Source organism: Pseudomonas sp. C11, assembly GCF_034683865.1.
In the GTDB taxonomy this organism is placed as follows: Bacteria; Pseudomonadota; Gammaproteobacteria; order Pseudomonadales; family Pseudomonadaceae; genus Aquipseudomonas.
On sequence record NZ_JAWIIP010000015.1, the window covers coordinates 44,678 to 58,957 of the forward strand.

The window sequence follows — 14,280 nt, forward strand, 5'->3', positions numbered from 1 at the left end:
AGAACCCATGAATAGCTCGTCGTCGGTAAACAACAGCGCTGACCCATCCAGCAAAAAACCAATGCTTTGGATTAACCCGGGGCGAACCGCCGCCGCCTTGCCCGGCAATAGCTGGGCGGGAAAACAGATCGGCGAGAAAGACATCCATGACGCCAATAGCCGTTTTCTTCGCTTCAGCTCAGTACTGAGAACCCTATTTCCTGAGCTCGACAAATCGAATGGCATCATTGAGTCGCCATTGTTTCGCGTGCCAACCCTTCAGTCGGAATTGGGCTTGCCCATGAACTGCGGCATGCTTTTTATTAAGGCGGATCACACCCTGCCTATCGCAGGCTCCATTAAGGCCCGAGGAGGCATCCACGAGGTTCTAGAGTTTGCTGAACACATTGGCCTAGAAAATGGACTGATCACCTCAACAGACCCCAGTAACCTGATCAGTCCGACAGGGAAGCAACTCCTGTCGCAATACCGAGTAGCCGTCGGCTCAACGGGAAACCTGGGCCTTAGCATTGGCGTTATTGCCTCAGCGCTTGGCTTTGAGACAACGGTTCATATGTCCGCAGATGCCAAAGAGTGGAAGAAAAAGCGGCTGCGCGACCGCGGAGTAAATGTAGTCGAGCACGAGGGCGATTATGCTGCGGCTGTTGCCGCTGGACGCGCCGAGGCAGAGAAGGATGCCTATTGCCATTTTGTTGATGATGAAAGCTCGTTTTCTCTTTTTTCCGGCTATAGCGCTGCAGCACTGACTCTCAAGAAGCAACTAGCCGAGCAAGCCATCACGATCGACGCTGACCACCCACTGTTTGTCTATGTACCATGCGGCGTTGGCGGGGCACCTGGAGGCATAGCGTTCGGCCTGGCTCACGTGTTTGGCCCCAACGTCCACTGCTTCTTCGCCGAACCGACCGCATCTGCTTGCTTTCTAGTCGCGATGATGGATCGAAGTGGCAGCAACCCAAGCGTTTATGATCGTGGCCTGGATAATCGTACCGAGGCGGATGGGCTGGCAGTCCCGCAAGCCTCGGAGTGCGCGGTCGCTGTTATGCGCCCAGTCCTGTCAGGAGTGTTCACCGTAGAAGACGAAACATTATTCAAACACGTTCATACGGCGGCAATCACCGAAAACCTTCGCATTGAGCCTTCTGCCGCAGCGGCATTCGACGGCCCCCACTGGCTGGCATGCTCCGCCCAGGGAAGCGAATACCTAGCCCATCACAAGCTACTCCCCTATCTCGCAAATTCCATACACGTTATCTGGACGACTGGCGGCCTCTTTGTTCCAGACATGGAATACGATAAGTTCTTCGAACGAGGAGCGCGATCCAACGTCAACAGCCAAGCCTAAGACAGTACGCAAACGCCCATCATAACTGACTAACATCAAATTGCGATGGGCGTATGCCCGCTTTAACTACATACAGTCTGCCCGCGCCAGCGAGTCATGAACGTCGCGCTAGCGTCTCCGGCAAGTAACAGCGCAAGTAGGCAATCGATGCGCGAACTGACTCTTCGAACGTCAAGTCATCGATTTTCCCGTAACGCGCATAAGCACCTGCCCACATACCCTCCATCATCTCCGTAGAGAAAACAAAGTAGGTATCCAGATTCGGGATATCGGGCATAACGAAGAGTTCGTTGAACAATTCCAGTGACGATCGTCCATAGAATGTATTGGTTTGGAAACTGATAGCTCTTACGGAACGATGCATGACAGGGGCCAACAGAACCTCTGATAGCGCGCGATTACCATTGTATTGCTCCCGCGCATACACAAGGGTCAAACGAGCCAAGTCCTGCCACGTGTTGACACGAGAGGCGCTTGCAGAACGCATGTAGTCTACAACTCGCTGTGTCATCTCTTCATTAAAGCGATTGCTCAATTCAAGATGGACCGCGGACATCGTGCTGAACAGATAATGAACTGAAGGAGCAGGCAAGCCGCAGGCCTTGGCAATATCGTGCAGGCTAATGTCTTCAATATTAGTACGTTCTAAAAGCTTTATGGTCGCATCAAGAATGGCGTGATATCGCTTTTTACTACGCTCTTGGGTTGGGATGCGAGCCGAGCGCACAACATTACCTGTGCGCCCTTTTCGATGCGAAGCCTTTTCCCTGACAGCTAAAATTTGATCGTCGTCCTGAGGCTCTTTATTCTTCACTGCAAATCTGCACTTTATTTCTGATTGAATTTGAGTGAAGAGCTGGATTCTAGTACCCGCCAATCACCCTACCTGCAGCACGCAAACCACTGCGCACCCCAGATTCCATGTGTACACCGTCATAGTCACTATTGGCGAACGAAACGCCACGCAGGTCTTCAACCTGCTTTTTGAAGGTAATGATCTTAGCATGCATCCCAGGGGAAATCCGCCCCAGCCCCCAACGGTGCCGCTGTACACGCGTCTCCGCGATCATTCCTTCCATTCCAGGAAAGAAAATATCCAAATCTTTCAATGCCTTAGATATGACCTCATCGTCACTTTTCTTATCGATCACACCTGAGTCCGGGTAGCATGGCCATGCAGATATTAGGCCTTTTCCACTAGGCACAGAGTGAGGCGTCTTAACGGTATGATTAAGCGCCATATTGAATGTTGTCTTTCTGTATGCATGCCCCATGTAGGCGTAAGCCTTGGTGTCATAGGGACGATCCAGAAAGAAATAAACCAGGCTCAGCGGAATATTCTTGAATGACGTGAGGAAATTGCTCGTCGGCACAAGCTGTTCCGGGACCAGTTTGGCGGCAGCCCCAATCGGACATGCCACAATAATGTGCTTCGCAGAAATATGCTCACCGCTCTCAAGCTCAACGCCTGAAACTTTCCCTTGCTGAAATGACAGCTGCTTGACGGGAGAGTTGAGCCGGACGTCCAAAGTCGAAGCAATTTTTTGCGGCAAACTTGCGTTGCCACCACGCAGAGTCATGACTTTGGTCGTCAACACAAGCTTCATTAGATTCATGAAGTGATACAGGTTCGTATGTTCCAAATCAGAGCCGACCATGGCATGAGCGCCAGGCAAGAGCATAAAATCTCGAAAGTCATCACCGGCCCACTTTAGTGCATCAGCGATGGAGACATTATCGTACTCAGGGATATCTCTATGGGTCTCATAGAGAGAGAACTTTTTCGCGAGGATCATATACTTTGTCAGATACCGTGCTAGGTCAAAAGATCCCCTCCACCCAAGCATTTTGAGCATACCTACCCCGCCCTGTGGGTATAAGTGCTGCCCGGAACGATCCAGGTAACATGCCTGGTCATTGAGTTGAGGAACAAGATCGCCAGTCAGACCGTATTCCTCTATCAGCTTCAGTGTTTCCGTATAGCCGGTGTGGATGCCTTGAGCACCAGCTTCGGCAGAGTCACCGTTATGCGAGATGCTGATCATGCGGCCACCAACGCGGTCCGAAGCCTCCAACACAAGAACATCTCGCCCGGCATTGCGCAGCTTACTGGCTGCCGCCATGCCTGCAATTCCCGCCCCTATCACAATGGTGCAATCGTTCATAACAGTACTTACCGGATTATTCTGGGAGATTGGATGATGCCCGCAGAGTGAGTCACTCGCAACATTTTCTTGACTAACGTCAGCTTTTGAGTAGCTTAGGGTCATCCCCGACCATTGCGGACGGATGACAATGACAACTGGAGAGCTAGCGTGCAGAGCCAACAAGCCCCTTCGGACAAAGAGCTGACCAACAGCTTCATCACATCGACAGGAGCGAAGATCTTCTATCGAGACTTTCGCCCGAGTAGTGAACGGAATCTGGTGCCGTTGCTTTGCTTGCACGGCTTCTTGCGGAACTCACGAGATTTCACTGAGCTCGGTGGAGTTTTAGCCGAGCAAGGTGTACGTGTGATCATCCCGGACCTACGCGGCCGGGGCTCCTCCGAGCGGTTTACAGATCACAGCAAGTATCACTACGACCTGATCAAGCAGGATGTAGTTGATCTTCTCGACCATCTGGAACTGGCTCGCGTTGCCATCTTAGGTACCGCCTTGGGTGCGGCGATTGGCATGGACCTTGTTGCTGAACTCAACGGCCGGGTAACCGGACTCGTGTTGAATGATCAGGGGACGGAGGTTAACCAGACTGCAGCCAAGAAGATGTCAGGCAATGTCGAGGCAGCTGACTATAGCTTCGATGAAGCGGTAGAACGGATGAAGCTCCATTTTGGAGAAGCTCATCCTGGACTGTCGTACGCGCGGTGGGAAAATCTAACCCGCCGTGTTTATGCGGAGACTGCCCCCGGTCGATGGGCTCGGGATCTTGATATGGGTTCGATGAGCGACGTTCCAAGAATGGTTGCGGAGCGCCCTGACCTTTGGCTCCCGTTCCTAGCCACCCGCGGTACTCCCGTCGCCATCCTCAGGGGGGTTGCCTCTGAATATTTTGCGGCTAATTGCGCACAACGGATGATTGAGCAGCATCGCGAGGCCGTTCTTACAACAATTCAAGGCCGCGGACACCCACTGCTGCTTGATGAGCCTGAGTCACTACCCGCGATCTTCAACCTTCTGGAAAGAGCCAGCTACTAAGCATCAAATAGACGCCAGCTGAGACTGGCGCTATTAAAAAGACAGCTACAAGCTGCAAAGCACCAGCCACTCAAGAACCAACGCGGACAAATAGAAGGCCGCGACATCAATCCTTGAGAGCTTTTTAATAAGAATATCACCCTTCCCACCCGGAAGACCTTCGCTGCCTAAAACAAAAACATAGTGGCTTCAGAAAACTGGAGTCCAACTGCAGAAGGGCCAGAAAATGTCACAAAGCATGCGTGCTGTTAAGTATCCGCTGTACACAATTGGAGATTTGTCGTCCGGAATTTATGGAATTGGTCCAGCCATTCTTCTAATGTTCTACATGACGAATATTTTGGGAGTACCTATTGCAATTGCAACGATCGCAGCGTCGTTGCCAAAGTTCCTCGATCTAATCTTCAGTCCTCTCATCGGCGGCTTGTCGGATCGAACAAACACCAAGATGGGGCGGAGACGGCCATACCTTCTGTTCTCAGCAATCTCCATATTTCCATTGTTTCTGGGGATCTGGGCAGCGCCCTTTACCGACCCGACTTTGTCAGCTTGGTTCATAGCGTCTGTTTATGTAGCCTGCTCCCTGTGTTATACCACCTTTCTCGTACCCTATTGCGCTCTGAATAGCGAAATATCTACAGGGTACGACGACAGCACAGCGCTTAATTCATATAGAGCCACCTATTCGATGCTGGGTTGCCTACTTGCAGGCGCAGGCGCCCCCATGCTCGTTGAGGTATTTGGAGGCGGGAGAGAAGGTTATCTCGGGATGGGCATAACGCTGGCAGCGATTATGTCGATCAGCATGCTAATCACCTTCTTCCAGTCAAAAGAGCCACCGCGCCCTCTGCACACTGAAAGTATTACATTGCGTCAGATGGGGCGCGCGCTCCTAACGAATAAGGCTTTTTTTGTTCTTACTATCACCTACGTCCTGCATATGATTGCAGGCGGAATCATGAGTACTGCCATCGCCTATTATGTTACTTACATACTGATTCAAGACACGTCACTGCTTGCCGGCATGTTCTTCCTTACCTTCGGTGCATCTGTGGCGGCGATCCCATTATTTTTAGCACTAGGCAAGCGAGTCGGAAAGTTTGCAGTGTTCTCGCTTTGCCTAGTCATAGCGATGATTGCAGCCAGCCTCTACTTCCTCTTGGACGAGACATCCAGCATGACGTCGGTTTATTCCGCCGCCGCTTTCATGGGTTTTGCAGAGGGCGCAATTCAGGCCTATGCCTATGCCATGCTTGCTGACTGCATTCGCCATGGCGACCAACGACAAGGGGCCATGTTGAGCGGCGTGTTTATCGCGTTCGAAAAGCTTGCAATTGCGTTAGGCTCGCTCACAGCCGGAGCCATATTTTCTATTGCAGGCCTCGTCGAAACCATGGAAGGATCCATTACTCAACCAGATTCAGCCCTGGTTGGAATCAAGCTCTCTGTCACGGTCGTGCCAATCATTCTGAACATCGCGGCAATCGCCATATTTCTTCTATATCGAAACTTCGATAGAAATATCTCTCTGGCTGGCAAAGACTCGTTGAACACTGAGCCAATGCCGGCAACCTCCCTCTAGCCCAAAGTTGTAGACAGCACCTGCAATGAATAGCTAGTCGAAAGCTTGCCCGTTCCGGGCAAGCCGACCAATCAAACACCACACACCTTAGAAAGCAGAGGTAGACAAGCTCGCCACTAGAAAACCGAATAAAAACAAACAATAAATACTCATCCTGCTACGAACTGCCCAACCTAATACAAAATAAACGGGAGATAACATGTTCAAAAACAGCACAGCAATTATCGCCGGAGCAGTTGCTCTGTCGTGCCAGATTCCGGCACATGCATTCCAGATTGGCGATAGCGTCAATGCGAATTTGATCGTCAATTTGCTTTCGGACTATAGATCGAATGGTGCCTCTCAGTCTCGGGGCGATCCCGCTCTGCAAGGCGAGCTTTTTGTAATGCACGACAGCGGTCTAATTGGCGGCCTATGGATGTCGAGCGTAGACTTCGGTACCAAGACTCGTCGTGAAGAAGGTGGTTACATCGGCATTTACAAAGAGTTAACGGAAGACCTGAAGGTAACGGCCACAGTGGGTCGCTTCATGTATCCAAAGAACTCCACATATTCGCTGAACGAGTTCTATAGCGTAGTAGAGTATAAGAACTTTCGATACAACTTGGTTTACGACTGGGCAATGGAAGCACCTAATGCGACCTATCAGTACCTAGGATACACCTTCCCCCTGCCCTACGACACAAAACTATATATAGAGTATGGGTACCACAATGTTGGCGACGTGCTTTACGGTGCCAGCGGAAAAATATCCGACAACTACCAAACCAGAAAGGCCAGTTTGAAGAAGAGCTTCGTTGGCATAGATTGGTCCGTTACCTATATAGATACGTCCTTATCAGACAATGAATGCCTGTACTTCATGGGCTATGAGGACTCATGCAGTGCTGGTGTAGTGTTCGGCGCAACTAAAGTCTTCTAATAATCACCAATAAAAAGGTGGAATGCATGACATTCCACCTTTTTTATTGACCAAACGACTACGAGAATTTTCGGAAACCCTGATAAATACTTTACAGATAGACTGCAGCACGCCGATCTCGCAGCTCGATTTTCAATGAAGCAACCAACGCCGAAAACACCGGCAAGCACAAGCAGACCCGCAAGGGATGTTACCAATCGAGATTGATCAGGTGCTGCCATAGAAGGGAATTTTGCCGTGCTTTAGCCGTACCACTCCAAGTGGTACAGACGGCTCGCTAGTAGTGGTGCTGCGCGCACATCAGATGCAGACCTTCTTCACCTAAAGCAATTTACTATGGAAGACACGCTGTACGAGACCATAACTCTGCGCCAGTTTTCCTAGTTGAGCCTAGAGTGTCTTCTTGATTAAAGCACCATCCTGATTCTTCGGGCCCGTTAGAGAAGCACAACCTGCTATCGATATCTTACCTTGATGACTGGTTTTGTCGTTGCGCAAAGACACTATCATCGATACCAGGTTGAGCAATGCATCGAGTTTAACCAAGAACAGTACGGTAAGCGCCCCGAATAACCGGCAACCAGTACTGCTTCGACATGAAGGCCCACATTGGCATAGAAACGAGTCGTGACGGTTATATAGCGTGGCGATATTATGCAGGCTCTCCAGTCAACACAGGCTCCAAGGGATAGCTCAAAATAGCGTGTTAAAAATGAGGGGGCAACCCGACATTCTTGATCGAGTTGCTGCTTTCAAAAATCGGCGTAAGCTGAAGTAGGTCGAAAATACAGGACCGCTTCGGAGCCTCCCAGCTCTCCTCCAAATTAGAAACAAGCTACTAATGCTTTAAACTCTAAAACTCTGCATCAGCGCCGTTTGCTCCAAAGCCAAGTCACTTAGCGACTGACTTGCAGTAGCAGACTTATCGGCCTCCATGGCCATGACATCAGCCAGACCTCGGATCGCCGATATATTTCTATTAACCTCCTCACTAACAGCGTTCTGTTGCTCAGCCGCACTGGCGATTTGAATGTTCATATCTGTCATGGACTGGATACTCTCACGTACGCATTCAAGTGCTGCAACAGCCGTGTTCGCAAACGCTACGGCCTGCTCAACTTTATCATTCTGTGCGGCCATCGTTTTGACCATGTTATGACTTCCATTCTGGATCGCCTCAATGACATCCTGGATTTCAAGAACGGAATCCTGTGTACGTTTTGCTAACTGCCGGACTTCATCAGCAACCACGGCAAAGCCTCGGCCACTTTCCCCAGCTCTTGCAGCCTCAATGGCTGCATTCAGCGCCAACAAATTTGTTTGTTCTGCCACTGCACGGATCACCTCCAAAACTTTACCGATCCGGACACTATTCTGGTCTAGAGCCTCTACATCTGCTGTCGTAGCAGCCATTTGCTCGACTAACGCTTGCATTGAACCAGTTGTTGTATAGATTTTCTCGCGGCAGGATTCAATTGCCTGCTCGCCCTGGCGGGCAGTAGATGCGGCTAGAGCAGTATTTCTCGCCACATCCTGGGATGTGGCGCTCATCTCATGCACAGCAATCGCAACCTGGTCGACCTCCTGTAACTGGTTTCGCATACCGGCACTAGTTTGCTGAGCAGTCGCCGCGGCACTTTCAGCAGAGAACCTTGTTTCGCCTGCAGACGCTGCAGCTCTCTTGATTATCGGCTGTAGCTTATCCAAGAAGCCATTGAACCAACCGACCAGTTCACCTAACTCATCGTTGCGATCAACGCTAAGTCTTCCAGTCAGATCGCCATTACCATGAGCGATTTCCTTCAGCCTTGCCGCAACCTGTGCAATTGGACGACTGATGGAGCTGGCGAGCAACCACATCGAAAGAAGGCCTGCCAATGCAACTACGACACTGACAAATAGCTGCTGAGTCATGCCTTTGGAATTGAAGCGCTCCAACTCGTAAGCCAACGACATGGCTGGGGCCATTAAATCATCTCGAGGTACATCAACGACAACATGCCAGTCCTTACTATCTTTCATTGCCATAAACGGAATGGACAGTGTCAGTAGTGACTGACCACCGATTGTGCGTTCCTTCTCCACCAAGGAACGCTGGCCTAGCAGCACCTCATAGTCTGCGTCGACTTCCGAAAACGGCTTGCTAAGCAGAGATGGCGCGTGGCTTCGTGCCGCGACCAGGCCACTGCTGCTGATAAAACTCAAGGTCGAGCCAGGATAGAGCTCTGCACTCGCCTTGTCGGCCAGCGCCTGAAAATCCTCGAGGACAATATCAACGGCCACGGCACCGATTACGTTTCCGTCTTCGATCAGTGGCATTGCAACAGTCGACATCAAAAGCGTTACCGTATCGGCAGTGAACGCATATGGTTCAACGAGGCATGCCTTTTTATCCCGTACGCAGTAGAACCACTCCTTGGTAGCAGAGCCATCATCAGCCAGCTCACTTTCCGGCAGTGTATAAACCGCCCCCCCAGTGGCGGTTATTGCGAAACGCCCCAACTCATTGCCAATGTTCGGTTCAACGGAAACTGACTCGTGATCTGATGCATCCAGTGCATCGCGATCAAAAGCCAATGTCACACCAAGAAACTCTGGGGCTCCGTCAGCCTGACGCTTCACAAGCTGACCCAGTTCCTGCCTTAACTGCCGAGACGAAAGGCCCATCGTCTGAGCCTGTGCACGTGCGCTCAGTATCTGATGGGAAAGCGTTCTGACAAACAGCTGTGCAGCACTAAATCGATCCTGCATTGCTGCCGCCTGCTCATCGGCATTTGCTCTCAGTGCTCGAACACCACTTTCCCTTAGGCTTTTCTCACCCGCCTCATGGACCATCGATATGGTCTGGCCCATATGCTGTATCGAGTAAGTGAGTAGACCTGCGATCACTGCAAATAGACATGCCCCGGCGCCAAGCAGGATTCTGATTTTGACGGATATACCCTTGAACATTGATGGTCTCAAAAGCTATCGCCAGTAACGGCAGGCCTCACGCAGTGGTCTGGTCGCCACAGGGCAATATGATGATTGGGTTCGCCTGGCCTTGGCAGACCATGCGAAGCGGTATTGGAGTGAGCTGCGGCAACTCAGCCCATGCTCGGCTCGCTTGCCACAGCTCTGACAGAGATGGCTTAGCACTAAAAGCTGACATAAGTCAGGATAAAATCAAAGCGAAAATCACTCCAATCGCTTGTAAGGAGTCCAAGATCAGGAGAAACGCCAAGTAATGGGGGCTGATCAGGGTCTCTGACTAACATGGACTTACAGCCGCTGCTGAACAATCAACAGGGTTCAAGCCAGCGAAGCACCGATAGCAGCATGTCTAGACCATTGCGGCTGCAAGGATTGATCATCCGAACCGGACTACATACCAGGACATTCAAGTCGCTTGCCTCGCGGCGCTTCGTTTAAGTAGCAGTCTCATCCACCGCAACGAATCGCCAATCCTCGCCGACGATTTCGTTGGTCTTACCAATCGTTCGCCCCTCCACAACCTCTGCGGAAGTACCCTCTGGACCGCCTGCACAATCAGGGGCCATCTGGATCTGGCAGCGTGCTTGTCCAACGACCTGCTGACCAACGCAGTGCTTGTACCCGAAGCAGGCCAACCGCCCCCCGGCGCGCGTGGAGGTTCAGGTTCATTTCATCGAACACACACCCGATCGTATAGCGTATTAGAGGACGCTTGCTGATCGACATCCGCGTGATGGATACCGCGTGGCGGTTAGTCTTGCGCAATCAGGTGACGGAGAGCGTTCTTGCCGCGATGGCCAAGGGCAGAGGCCAGACCCTGCCTTCGCCAAACTGGCGGACGACTTTTCGCACCATCGACGAAGGCAGTGGGGATCGCGTGGCGGCATACTGTCGCATCTCCAACCTTCTGGCGAGTGGCGTCTTTAGCCCAACGTGGCAAAGATTCGCAAAGCGTTGAGTTGAAGCCTGGAATGCGTACAGCGTGAGCGCCGGCCTCACTTTCTGGAGATTTGCTGGCGTACCAGCGGCAACACGCGCGTGCCCAACAATTCGATCGCCTGCATGATGTCCTGGTGCAGCATGGAGCCCACTGCGAGCTGGATCAGCGTGCGCTGGTGGCCAAACAGTTCGTGCATCCGCACGATCTTCGCTGCCACGTCTTCCGGCGCGCCGACTAGGTAGGCGCTGTCCGGCTGGATTTTCTGCTCGAAGTCAGCCCGGCGCATCGGCGGCATGCCGCGCTCCACGGCGACCCGGTTCATCAACGCAGAATCACCGTCAAAGTAGAGATCCGCGGCCTCGCGCGTCGTCGGCGCAACGAAGCCGTGGGTGGTGATGGCCGCCGGCTGCGGTGCATGGCCGTAGTGCGCCAGCGCGCGCCGGTACAGCTCGAACTGCGGCGCGAACTGCCGCAGCTTGCCGCCCAGCATGGCCAACGCCATCGGGATACCCGCCTGCGCGGCCTTCACCACAGACTCGGGCGTGCCGCCCACCGCACGCCAGACCGGAAGCCGCTGTTGCACCGGGCGCGGATGGAGCACCACGTTCTCGAGCGGGCTTCGGAACCGCCCCGACCAGGTGACGGGCTTGTCCTCACGCAGCGCGAGCAGCAGCTCGAGCTTCTCCTCGAACAGCGCCTCGTAGTCGTTCAGGTCATAGCCGAACAGCGGGAACGATTCCACGAACGCGCCGCGACCGGCCATGATCTCGGCGCGACCCTGGGAGACCAGATCCAGGGCCGTGAACTGCTCGAATACCCGCACCGGATCGTCCGAACTCAGCACGGTGACCGCGCTGCTTAGACGAATCTGTCGGGTTCGCGAGGCGGCGGCGGCCAGGATCACCGGAGCCGCTGGCGAGCCGAACTCCGGGCGATGATGCTCCCCAAGCCCGAAGACGGACAAGCCGACCTGGTCGGCCAGCACCACCTCTTCAATGATCTCGGGAATCCGCTGGGCAGCGCCGACGCCTGGCTCTCCGAAGCCCACGTCGGCGAACGTGTAGATGCCAATTTCCATAAGTTTCGCTCCCCCATGGCAACACAACCGCGCCGCCCCGGGTCAGTAATTAATGATGATATTCAGAGCCTTCTCATCGGCCACATGCTTGAAGACGTCGTAGACCTTTTCGATCTCATCGCGGCCGAAGCGGTGCGTAGCCATCTTCTCCACCGCGAGCTTGCCCGAGCTGCAGGACTTCAGCAGCATACCGGTGGTATTGGTGTTCACCAGCCCGGTAGTGATGGTCAGGTTGTGTATCCAGATTTTCTCGATGGCGAAGCTCACCAGCTTGCCATGCACCCCGACGTTGGCCAGGTGGCCGCCTTCCTTGACCACGTGCTGGCAGATGTTCCAGGTCGGCTCCATGCCCACCGCCTCGATCGCACAGTCCACGCCTCGCCCCTCGGTCAGCGCCAAGATTTGTGCGATGGTGTCGTCCTTCGCAGAATTGACGGTGTACGTGGCACCCAGTTCGCGGGCCAGTTCCAGGCGGTTGTCGTCCATGTCGATCACGATGATCTGGCTCGGCGAATAGAGCTGCGCGGTCAGCGGGCAGCCCATGCACACTGGCCCGGCACCGACGATGGCCACGGTGTTGCCGGGCTTGACGTCGCCGTTCTGCAAACCGATCTTGTGGGCGCTCGGCAGCGTATCGGAGAGCAGCACCGCCGCGTCTTCGTTGAGCCTTTCAGGCAGCAGGTACAGCGAGTTGTCGGCTAAGGGTGCGCGCACGTACTCGGCTTTGGTGCCGTCCATCATGTAGCCCATGATCCAGCCGTCACCGTTGCGGCAGCGGGAATACAACTGCTTCTGACAGTTCTCGCAGGTGCCGCAGCGGCTGACGCAGGAAATGATGCCCCTGTCGCCCACTTTCACGTTCTTGACCGAATCGCCGACGGCCTCGACGATGCCGACGCCCTCTTGGCCAAGGATGCCCGGCTTGGGGCGCTCTTCGACGCGAATGTCGTTCGCGCCATATTGACCATGGCATTCATGGGTGTCGTTCTTCTTTCAAGCCAAGCGAGCAGAGGGATCAGACGCTTGCGGCGTCGAGCGCGGGGTAGTCGATGTAACCGGCCGCGTCGCCTTTTTCCGTGGCATAAAAGCTCGCATAGTCTGGCGGGTTCAGCGGGGCACTCTGGCGGAAGCGTTCGGGCAGATCGGGCGAGGTCAGGAACGGTACACCGTAGGAGATCAGGTCGCTTTCACCGCCAGCCAGTGCGTGCTCGCCCGACGCGGCGTCGTAGCCGCCGTTGAGGATCAGCGTGTTGCGGAAGACCTGGCGCAGATGCGGCGCCACGCGCTCGACACCTTCTGCCGGAGCCATCGGGCCGGTAACGGCTTCGGCGACGTGCAGATAGCCCAGCCCGAGTTTGTTCAGTTCGCCGGCCAGGTAGCCGAAGGTCGCCTTCGGATCGCTGTCGGACATGGAGTGCAGCGGCAGATTGGGATTGAGCTTATACCCCACGCGCGCCGCGCCGAACACCTCGATGGCGGCTGCCGCGACTTCCAGGGGCAGGCGGGTGCGGTTCTCGATGCTGCCGCCGTAGCGGTCGGTGCGCTGGTTCGAGCCGTCGCGCAGGAACTGGTCGAGCAGGTAGCCGCTGGCGCCATGGATTTCCACGCCATCGAAACCAGCAGCCTTGGCGTTGACGGCCCCCTGGCGGAACTGCTCCACGATACCGGGGATTTCGTCGGTCTCCAGGGCACGTGGGGTGACCATCTGCGTTCTGCCGTTCCAAGTGAACACCTCGCCTTCGGCGCGGATTTCGGAAGGCGCGACCGGCAACTCGCCATTGTGGAAGTCCGGGTGCGAGACACGGCCCACGTGCCAGAGCTGGGCGAAGATCAGGCCACCGGCGGCGTGCACGGCATCGGTCACCTGGCGCCACCCCGCCACCTGCTCCGCGGTGTGAATCCCCGGCGTGCGGATGTAGCCCACGCCCTGCGGGCTGACCTGGGCGGCTTCGGAGACGATCAGCCCGGCGCCAGCGCGTTGCGCATAGTAGGTCGCAGCCAGCGGGTTGGGCACGCTGCCCTCCACCAGGGCGCGGCTGCGCGTCATGGGTGCCATGACCAGGCGGTTCTTGAGGGTCAGGTCCCCCAGGCGCCAGGGCGACAGCAGGTTTGCGGATTGAGTCTGTGCCATGTTCAGCGATCCTTGTATCGGCAATGCAATTGGGAAGCGCGGCAACCGGTCGCTGCCTGCACCGTCACCGCTCGCACGCCGCTCGCCCGGAACGCGCCCGAGCACGGCCTAC

General features: G+C 54.5%; 11 protein-coding genes and 2 pseudogenes. 5 read left to right on the forward strand and 8 right to left on the reverse strand.

Annotated elements, in window-relative coordinates; all coding sequences use genetic code 11:
* The first annotated feature begins 7 nt into the window (after positions 1–7).
* A complete protein-coding gene (locus VC352_RS20960) occupies positions 8–1,345 on the forward strand; it encodes a D-serine ammonia-lyase (RefSeq protein WP_322981440.1) in 1,338 nt (445 codons plus the stop codon).
* A 94-nt stretch (positions 1,346–1,439) separates the two neighbouring features.
* On the opposite strand, the gene VC352_RS20965 is transcribed toward VC352_RS20960, so the two are convergent.
* Both VC352_RS20965 and VC352_RS20970 read right to left on the reverse strand, forming a co-directional pair.
* On the reverse strand, positions 1,440–2,159 hold the full coding sequence (locus VC352_RS20965) for a TetR/AcrR family transcriptional regulator (RefSeq protein WP_322981441.1): 720 nt from the start codon (positions 2,157–2,159) through the stop codon (positions 1,440–1,442).
* A gap of 49 nt (positions 2,160–2,208) precedes the next feature.
* A complete protein-coding gene (locus VC352_RS20970; protein ID WP_322981442.1) occupies positions 2,209–3,510 on the reverse strand; it encodes an NAD(P)/FAD-dependent oxidoreductase in 1,302 nt (433 codons plus the stop codon).
* A 150-nt stretch (positions 3,511–3,660) separates the two neighbouring features.
* Between VC352_RS20970 and VC352_RS20975 the strand changes: the two genes are divergently transcribed.
* From VC352_RS20975 to VC352_RS20985, 3 genes are all read left to right on the forward strand, one after another.
* The gene (locus tag VC352_RS20975) at positions 3,661–4,542 is read left to right on the forward strand and encodes an alpha/beta hydrolase (RefSeq protein WP_322981443.1); all 882 of its coding nucleotides are present in this window, start codon (positions 3,661–3,663) and stop codon (positions 4,540–4,542) included.
* Between the two features lie 238 nt (positions 4,543–4,780).
* Positions 4,781–6,124, forward strand: a complete 1,344-nt coding sequence (locus VC352_RS20980; protein ID WP_322981444.1) for an MFS transporter — start codon at positions 4,781–4,783, stop codon at positions 6,122–6,124.
* Between the two features lie 199 nt (positions 6,125–6,323).
* Positions 6,324–7,046: a TorF family putative porin gene (locus tag VC352_RS20985; protein WP_322981445.1), complete on the forward strand. Its 723-nt coding sequence runs from the start codon at positions 6,324–6,326 to the stop codon at positions 7,044–7,046.
* An 846-nt stretch (positions 7,047–7,892) separates the two neighbouring features.
* Here VC352_RS20985 and VC352_RS25570 read toward each other — a convergent pair.
* Together VC352_RS25570 and VC352_RS25575 are read right to left on the reverse strand one after the other, a co-directional pair.
* Complete coding sequence (locus tag VC352_RS25570; protein WP_416340219.1) at positions 7,893–8,648, reverse strand: methyl-accepting chemotaxis protein; 756 nt, start codon at positions 8,646–8,648, stop codon at positions 7,893–7,895.
* A 102-nt stretch (positions 8,649–8,750) separates the two neighbouring features.
* A pseudogene (locus tag VC352_RS25575) lies at positions 8,751–9,998 on the reverse strand (HAMP domain-containing protein); the annotation flags it as partial.
* A 733-nt stretch (positions 9,999–10,731) separates the two neighbouring features.
* Here VC352_RS25575 and VC352_RS20995 point away from each other — a divergent pair.
* A complete protein-coding gene (locus VC352_RS20995) occupies positions 10,732–10,977 on the forward strand; it encodes a hypothetical protein (RefSeq protein WP_322981447.1) in 246 nt (81 codons plus the stop codon).
* 37 nt (positions 10,978–11,014) lie between these two features.
* Here the strand turns inward: VC352_RS20995 and VC352_RS21000 are convergent, their stop codons facing one another.
* The 4 genes and pseudogenes from VC352_RS21000 to VC352_RS21010 form a co-directional block, all read right to left on the reverse strand.
* Positions 11,015–12,037 carry an LLM class flavin-dependent oxidoreductase gene (locus VC352_RS21000; RefSeq protein WP_322981448.1) on the reverse strand — a complete coding sequence of 341 codons (1,023 nt, stop codon included), beginning with the start codon at positions 12,035–12,037 and terminating at the stop codon, positions 11,015–11,017.
* Between the two features lie 42 nt (positions 12,038–12,079).
* Entirely contained in the window at positions 12,080–12,775 is a 696-nt protein-coding gene (locus VC352_RS21005; RefSeq protein ID WP_416340220.1) for a zinc-binding dehydrogenase, read from the reverse strand.
* Positions 12,749–13,009, reverse strand: a pseudogene (locus VC352_RS25580) (alcohol dehydrogenase catalytic domain-containing protein); the annotation flags it as partial. The pseudogene VC352_RS25580 and the gene VC352_RS21005, both read right to left, overlap by 27 nt.
* Before the next feature lie 43 nt (positions 13,010–13,052).
* Positions 13,053–14,168, reverse strand: coding sequence for an alkene reductase (locus VC352_RS21010; protein ID WP_322981449.1), 1,116 nt, complete (start codon positions 14,166–14,168; stop codon positions 13,053–13,055).
* Between the last annotated feature and the right edge of the window lie 112 nt (positions 14,169–14,280).

What these genes read in the sequence shown, in the direction of transcription:
- VC352_RS20960 (WP_322981440.1), top strand. Translation starts at nt 8, where the DNA reads ATGAATAGCTCGTCGTCGGTAAACAACAGCGCTGACCCATCCAGCAAA.
- VC352_RS20970 (WP_322981442.1), bottom strand. Translation starts at nt 3,510, where the DNA reads ATGAACGATTGCACCATTGTGATAGGGGCGGGAATTGCAGGCATGGCG.
- VC352_RS20980 (WP_322981444.1), top strand. Translation starts at nt 4,781, where the DNA reads ATGCGTGCTGTTAAGTATCCGCTGTACACAATTGGAGATTTGTCGTCC.
- VC352_RS20985 (WP_322981445.1), top strand. Translation starts at nt 6,324, where the DNA reads ATGTTCAAAAACAGCACAGCAATTATCGCCGGAGCAGTTGCTCTGTCG.
- VC352_RS25570 (WP_416340219.1), bottom strand. Translation starts at nt 8,648, where the DNA reads ATGCGAAACCAGTTACAGGAGGTCGACCAGGTTGCGATTGCTGTGCAT.
- VC352_RS21000 (WP_322981448.1), bottom strand. Translation starts at nt 12,037, where the DNA reads ATGGAAATTGGCATCTACACGTTCGCCGACGTGGGCTTCGGAGAGCCA.
- VC352_RS21005 (WP_416340220.1), bottom strand. Translation starts at nt 12,775, where the DNA reads ATGGACGGCACCAAAGCCGAGTACGTGCGCGCACCCTTAGCCGACAAC.
- VC352_RS21010 (WP_322981449.1), bottom strand. Translation starts at nt 14,168, where the DNA reads ATGGCACAGACTCAATCCGCAAACCTGCTGTCGCCCTGGCGCCTGGGG.